The sequence below is a fragment of the Pseudomonas sp. SDO5522_S412 genome, from assembly GCF_054071215.1.
Map to the genome: position 1 here is coordinate 1 of NZ_JBSVWQ010000307.1, position 5,702 is coordinate 5,702.

5 protein-coding genes are annotated in these 5,702 nt (G+C 60.7%); 3 read left to right on the forward strand and 2 right to left on the reverse strand.

What is annotated here, in order from left to right:
* The first annotated feature begins 266 nt into the window (after window positions 1–266).
* Together ACW9I6_RS30235 and ACW9I6_RS30240 are read left to right on the forward strand one after the other, a co-directional pair.
* On the forward strand, window positions 267–869 hold the full coding sequence (locus ACW9I6_RS30235) for a Yip1 family protein (protein ID WP_004371402.1): 603 nt from the start codon (window positions 267–269) through the stop codon (window positions 867–869).
* 128 nt (window positions 870–997) lie between these two features.
* Window positions 998–1,492: a SprT family zinc-dependent metalloprotease gene (locus ACW9I6_RS30240; protein ID WP_004371405.1), complete on the forward strand. Its 495-nt coding sequence runs from the start codon at window positions 998–1,000 to the stop codon at window positions 1,490–1,492.
* Between the two features lie 123 nt (window positions 1,493–1,615).
* Here ACW9I6_RS30240 and ACW9I6_RS30245 read toward each other — a convergent pair whose 3' ends face one another.
* Window positions 1,616–2,797: a CaiB/BaiF CoA transferase family protein gene (locus ACW9I6_RS30245; protein WP_457340159.1), complete on the reverse strand. Its 1,182-nt coding sequence runs from the start codon at window positions 2,795–2,797 to the stop codon at window positions 1,616–1,618.
* 149 nt (window positions 2,798–2,946) lie between these two features.
* Window positions 2,947–4,281 (reverse strand): dicarboxylate/amino acid:cation symporter, encoded by a 1,335-nt coding sequence (locus ACW9I6_RS30250; RefSeq protein WP_008435307.1) that lies wholly within the window; start codon window positions 4,279–4,281, stop codon window positions 2,947–2,949.
* Window positions 4,282–4,618: 337 nt separating this feature from the next.
* Between ACW9I6_RS30250 and ACW9I6_RS30255 the strand changes: the two genes are divergently transcribed.
* The gene (locus ACW9I6_RS30255; RefSeq protein ID WP_177022204.1) at window positions 4,619–5,617 is read left to right on the forward strand and encodes an AraC family transcriptional regulator; all 999 of its coding nucleotides are present in this window, start codon (window positions 4,619–4,621) and stop codon (window positions 5,615–5,617) included.
* The last annotated feature ends 85 nt before the right edge of the window (window positions 5,618–5,702 follow it).

Consider the following 5,702-nt stretch of genomic DNA (forward strand, 5'->3'; position numbering starts at 1 on the left):
GCGAAGTGTCATTCGCCAGGTGTTTAGCTGACCCACCGCATTCGCGAGCAAGCCCGCTCCCACAGTTGACCGCATTCCAATCAACAGACCCCGCCGCGATTAAGCCCAATGTTTACAGCGCAATTTGCTCTAAAGCCCCACACTTTTTCCGGTCATCACTTTCTATACTGCGACATAAGGTCGCACATATATCCAGACCTTTCAGGCCAATTGGCCCGTGGGCGCTCCGCTGGGGGGCGATGGTAATAACGACAGGAGTGACTGGCATGATCCATCACGTCGTGGGACTTTTCACCCACCCCGATCAGGAATGGCGGGAAATTCGTGGCGATAAAGAAGAAAGCATCGGCCACATGTACCTCACCCACACGCTGATTCTCGCGGCCATCCCCGCTGTCTCAGCCTTTATCGGTACCACTCAGGTGGGTTGGGTCATCGGCAGCCGCGCCCCGGTGATGCTGACGGTGGAAAGCGCGTTGTGGATGACCCTCATGTCCTACGCGGCGATGCTCGGCGGCGTGGCGGTGATGGGCGCGTTCATTCACTGGATGGCCCGCACCTATGACGCCAACCCCAGCATGGCGCGCTGCGTGGCGTTTGCCACCTACACCGCGACACCGCTGTTTATCGGCGGGCTGGCGGCGCTGTACCCGCATATGTGGCTGGGCATGGTGGTGGGCACGGCGGCCATTTGCTACACGGTGTATCTGCTGTACGTGGGGCTGCCGACCTTCATGAACATCCACCCGGACGAGGGCTTCCTGTTTTCCAGCTCGGTACTGGCGGTAGGCCTGGTGGTGCTGGTGGCGATCATGGCCTTTACCGTGATCGTCTGGGGGCTGGGCGTAGGCCCGATCTACACCAACTGACGCGGTTTACCCGCAGGAAAAGCCACCGCAAGGTGGCTTTGTGCGTTATGCATGACCATTCGGCGCCTGACAGATTCGGATACACCCTTGTTTGCGGCATACTGGACATCTCTGGAGATATGTACAGCATGCCCGAGCAACTCAATACCCGCGTCGAAGATTGTTTCCTGCAAGCCGAATCCTTTTTCAAACGAAGCTTCAAACGCCCCCAGGTCAGCCTCAAGCTGCGGGGCCAGAAGGCCGGTGTCGCGCATTTGCACGAGAACCTGCTGCGCTTCAACCCGCAGCTCTACCGTGAAAACAGCCAACACTTCCTTAAACAGACAGTCGCCCATGAAGTGGCGCACCTGATTGCCCACCAATTGTTCGGCGAGCGCATCCAGCCCCATGGCGAGGAATGGCAGCTGATCATGCGTGGGGTTTACGAACTGCCGCCGGACCGCTGCCACACCTATGAAATCCAGCGGCGGCGCGTCACGCGGTATATCTACCGCTGTCCGTGTGCCGACAGTGACTTCCCGTTTTCGCCCCAGCGTCATGGGTTGGTGGGCCAGGGGCGGCGGTATTTGTGCCGCAGGTGCCGGCAGACTTTGGTGTTTACCGGGGAAACCCGCGTCGAGTGAGGTTTGTGGTGCTTGTATGGCCCTCTTCGCGAGCAAGCCCGCTCCCACATTTGATCGCATTCCAACGATGGAACTCGGTTGAATGTGGGAGCGGGCTTGCTCGCGAAGGGGCCGGCCCAGGCGCTACTGAACTACCTTGGCACGCCGCAAATCGTCTATCTGCTGAGCACTGAAGCCCAACTCCGCCAACACCTCATCGCTGTGAGCGCCCACCGCCGCGCCTATGTGCCTGGCCGCCGGCAAGCCCTCGGAAAACTTCAGCGGGCAGGCCATTTGCGCCTGGCTGGAACCATCGCCCCGCGGCACCTGGCTGACCAGCTCCCGGGATTTCAACTGCGGGTGTTCAACGGCCTCGCTCAGATTCAGCACCGGCTCGACACACGCATCAATCCCGGCAAACAGCTCACACAGCTCATCAAAGCTGCGTTTCTCGAACTCGACCTGCAACGCCAGCTTGAGGGCTTTCTGCTGCTCGGGTTTGGGCGACAGGCCCATTGCCGCCAATTCAGGGCGGCCAAGCGCCGTACACAACTGCTGCATAAACGCCGGCTCCAGACTGCCCACCGACAACCAGCGTCCTTCCCGCGATCGGTAATAGTCATAGAAACTGCCGCCATTGAGCACCTGGTTCTCCCACGCCGGCTCCACGCCGCACGCCAGGTAACCGGCGCCGGCCATGGCATTCAGGCTGAAGGCGCAGTCGGTCATGCTCACGTCCAGGTACTGCCCCACCCCACTGTGCTGCCGGGCAATCACCGCCGCCAGCAAACCGATCACCGCATGCAACGAGCCGCCCCCCACATCCGCCAACTGCACACCCAAGGGCAACGGCCCGCTGTCCTGGCGCCCGGTGTAGCTGGCAATGCCTGCCAGGGCCAGATAATTGATGTCATGGCCGGCGCGATCCTTGTAGGGGCCGGTCTGGCCGTAGCCGGTGATGGAGACGTAGATCAGCTTTGGGTTGATCGCCTTCAACGCCTCGTAACCCAGGCCCAGGCGCTCCATGACCCCGGGGCGGAACTGCTCGAGGACGATGTCGTAGTCCGCCACCAGTTGCCGCACGATCGCCACCGCCTCGGCCTGTTTGAGGTCCAGGGCCAGGCTGCGTTTGTTGCGGTTCAGATAGGCATGGCTGGCCGACACGCCCTGGTCATGGGGCGGCAGTACTCGCAGCAGGTCCATGCGTGTGGGGGATTCGATGCGCAACACCTCGGCGCCCATGTCGGCCAGCAGCAACGAGGCGAACGGCCCCGGCAGCAAGGTGGAGAAATCCAGTACTTTGAGGGACGCCAAGGGACCTGACATGCGGACTCCGATTCCGATTCGATTGGCCACAGAGTAGGCAAACCCGGCGGTCGGCGGCAATCACATAAACCATCATCCGAAGTGACTGATGCTTCCCGAAGGCATAAAAAAACCCATCCGAAGATGGGTTTTTCACAAACGCTGCAGCCTTACTTGACGGCAGTTGGAGCCGGGCCTTCGGCCACGCCCAGGTCGTCTTCTTCACGGGTGTCGGAGATACCGCGACCACCGGAAGCCAGTTCGACTTTCAGCTTGTCTTCGTCCAGTTCCTTGACCCACTTGGCCACAACCAGGGTTGCAACAGCGTTGCCAACCAGGTTGGTCAGTGCGCGGGCTTCGGACATGAAGCGGTCGATACCGAGGATCAGCGCCAGGCCGGCAACCGGCAGGTGGCCAACAGCCGACAGGGTAGCGGCCAGTACGATGAAGCCACTACCGGTCACGCCAGCAGCGCCCTTGGACGACAGCAGCAGTACCAGCAACAGGGTGATCTGGTGGGTGATGTCCATGTGGGTGTCAGTCGCCTGGGCGATGAACACGGCAGCCATGGTCAGGTAGATCGAAGTACCGTCCAGGTTGAAGGAGTAGCCAGTCGGGATAACCAGGCCGACTACCGACTTCTTGGCGCCCAGGCGTTCCATCTTGATCAGCATGCGTGGCAGTGCGGATTCGGACGAGGAAGTACCCAGTACGATCAGCAGTTCTTCACGGATGTAGCGGATCAGTTTCAGGACGCTGAAGCCGTGTGCGCGGCAGATGGCGCCCAATACCAGCACCACGAACAGGATGCAGGTGATGTAGAAGCAGATCATCAGCTGACCGAGCTGCACCAGCGAACCTACGCCGTAGGCACCGATGGTGAACGCCATGGCGCCCAGGGCACCGAGTGGCGCGAGCTTCATGATCATGTTGATGATGTTGAACATCACGTGGGCGAAACGATCGATGAAGTCCAGCACCGGCTTGCCGTAGGCACCCAGGCGGTGCAGGGCGAAACCGAAGATCACCGAGAACATCAGCACTTGCAGGATGTCACCGGTAGCGAACGCGCCAACGATAGTGTTCGGGATCACGTTCAGCAGGAAGCCAACGATGCTCTGGTCGGCACCGGCAGTCACGTAGGCCGCGACTTTGGAGGCGTCCAGGGTAGCCACGTCGATATGCATGCCGGCGCCCGGTTGCACGACGTTGACCACGACCAGGCCGATCAGCAGGGCGATGGTGGAGACGATTTCGAAGTACAGCAGCGCGTAGCCGCCGGTCTTGCCGACCGATTTCATGCTTTGCATGCCAGCGATGCCGCTGACAACGGTGCAGAAGATGATCGGGGCGATGACCATTTTGATCAGCTTGATGAAGCCGTCACCCAGTGGCTTGAGGGCCACGCCGGTCTGCGGGTAGAAGTGACCGAGCAAAATACCGATAACGATTGCAACGATCACCTGGAAATACAGGGATTTGTACAGTGGCTGACGAGTCGTCATTGCAAAGTTCCTCAATCGTCCCGTGTGGCAAATATCCGCCATTGCCCACGACACTTGAATTGCGAACCCTCCTGCACTGGAGGGATTTGTTGTTTGAGAGCCTGCTCGAGGCGGTCTCCCTGCGCTCTGTATCGCAAGCGTCGTGCCACTTCTGCTGAAACTCCCTGAAGGCCTTTAGACATCAGCGCTCGGGCGATTTCCAGCTTAAGGTTATGCCTACAGACAGTGGCGGATTTCCGCCTGCTCGCCTGATCTCGTCCTACAATTTGGCGGATATCCGCCTTGTTGCACCCGCCCGGGGTGGCTAACATCCGCCACTCAATGGACGAGGCCCCTCATGCGTGAACGAACCATCGCCAGTCACTACGCCCGAGCCGCTCTCGGCGGTGCTCGCCGGGCCGGCTACGATTATTCGGGCCTGCTGCAGCAGGTCGGCATCACTGCGGAACTGCTGAGCGAGCCCCGCGCCCGCATCGCCCCCGAGCAATTCACCCAGTTGTTGCAAATGCTGTGGCTGGCGCTGGATGACGAATACCTGGGCTTCGCCGAAGGCCCGAGCAAGCGCGGCACCTTCGCCATGATGTGCCACGCGCTGATTCACTGCCGCACCCTGGAGAAGGCTCTGGAACGCGGCTTATTATTTTATAGCCTATTCCCGCAGGGTCCGCGCTGGCGTCTGACACGTGAAGGGGAAATGGCCCGCCTGAGCCTGGACGATTCGCAACTCTGGGACCCGGATCACTTCCTCAGCGAATGCCTGCTGGTGATCTGGCATCGACTCGGCAGTTGGCTGATTGGCCAGCGCATCCGCCTGCACCAGGCCACCTTCAGCTACCCGACGCCGGCCCATGCCGGTGAGTACGACTTGCTGTTCCCCTGCCCGCAGGTATTCGCGGCACCCACCAGCAGCCTGGTGTTCCCCAGCCGCTACCTGAGCCTGCCGTTGTTGCAGGACGAGCGCACCCTCAAGCATTTCCTCGAACGCTCCCCGGCCGACCTGCTGTCGCGGCCGGATGAAGGCGACAGCCTGAGCAGCCAGTTGCGCCGCCTATTGAGCCGCGACCGCACGCCCTGGCCTGACCTCGAAGCCGTCGCCCAGCACCTGCATATCAGCCCGCAGACCCTGCGTCGGCATTTGCGGGAGGAAGGCACCAGCTTTCAGGCGCTCAAGGATGAGTTGCGCCGGGACATTGCGATCTATCATTTGGGGCGGGCGGATTTGTCGTTGCAGGAAATCGCCGAGCAGCTGGGGTTTTCCGAACCGTCGGCGTTTCATCGGGCGTTCAAGAAGTGGACCGGGCTGACGCCGGGGGCCTATAGAGCACAAGAAACCTAGGTGTGTATTGATGCGACTGGCCTCTTCGCGAGCAAGCCCGCTCCCACATTTGACCGAGTTCCACCTTGGGAATGCCATCGAATGT

Excerpts from the sequence above, each read along its gene's own strand:
- ACW9I6_RS30235 (WP_004371402.1), top strand. The coding sequence starts at position 267 with ATGATCCATCACGTCGTGGGACTTTTCACCCACCCCGATCAGGAATGG.
- ACW9I6_RS30240 (WP_004371405.1), top strand. The coding sequence starts at position 998 with ATGCCCGAGCAACTCAATACCCGCGTCGAAGATTGTTTCCTGCAAGCC.
- ACW9I6_RS30245 (WP_457340159.1), bottom strand. The coding sequence starts at position 2,797 with ATGTCAGGTCCCTTGGCGTCCCTCAAAGTACTGGATTTCTCCACCTTG.
- ACW9I6_RS30250 (WP_008435307.1), bottom strand. The coding sequence starts at position 4,281 with ATGACGACTCGTCAGCCACTGTACAAATCCCTGTATTTCCAGGTGATC.
- ACW9I6_RS30255 (WP_177022204.1), top strand. The coding sequence starts at position 4,619 with ATGCGTGAACGAACCATCGCCAGTCACTACGCCCGAGCCGCTCTCGGC.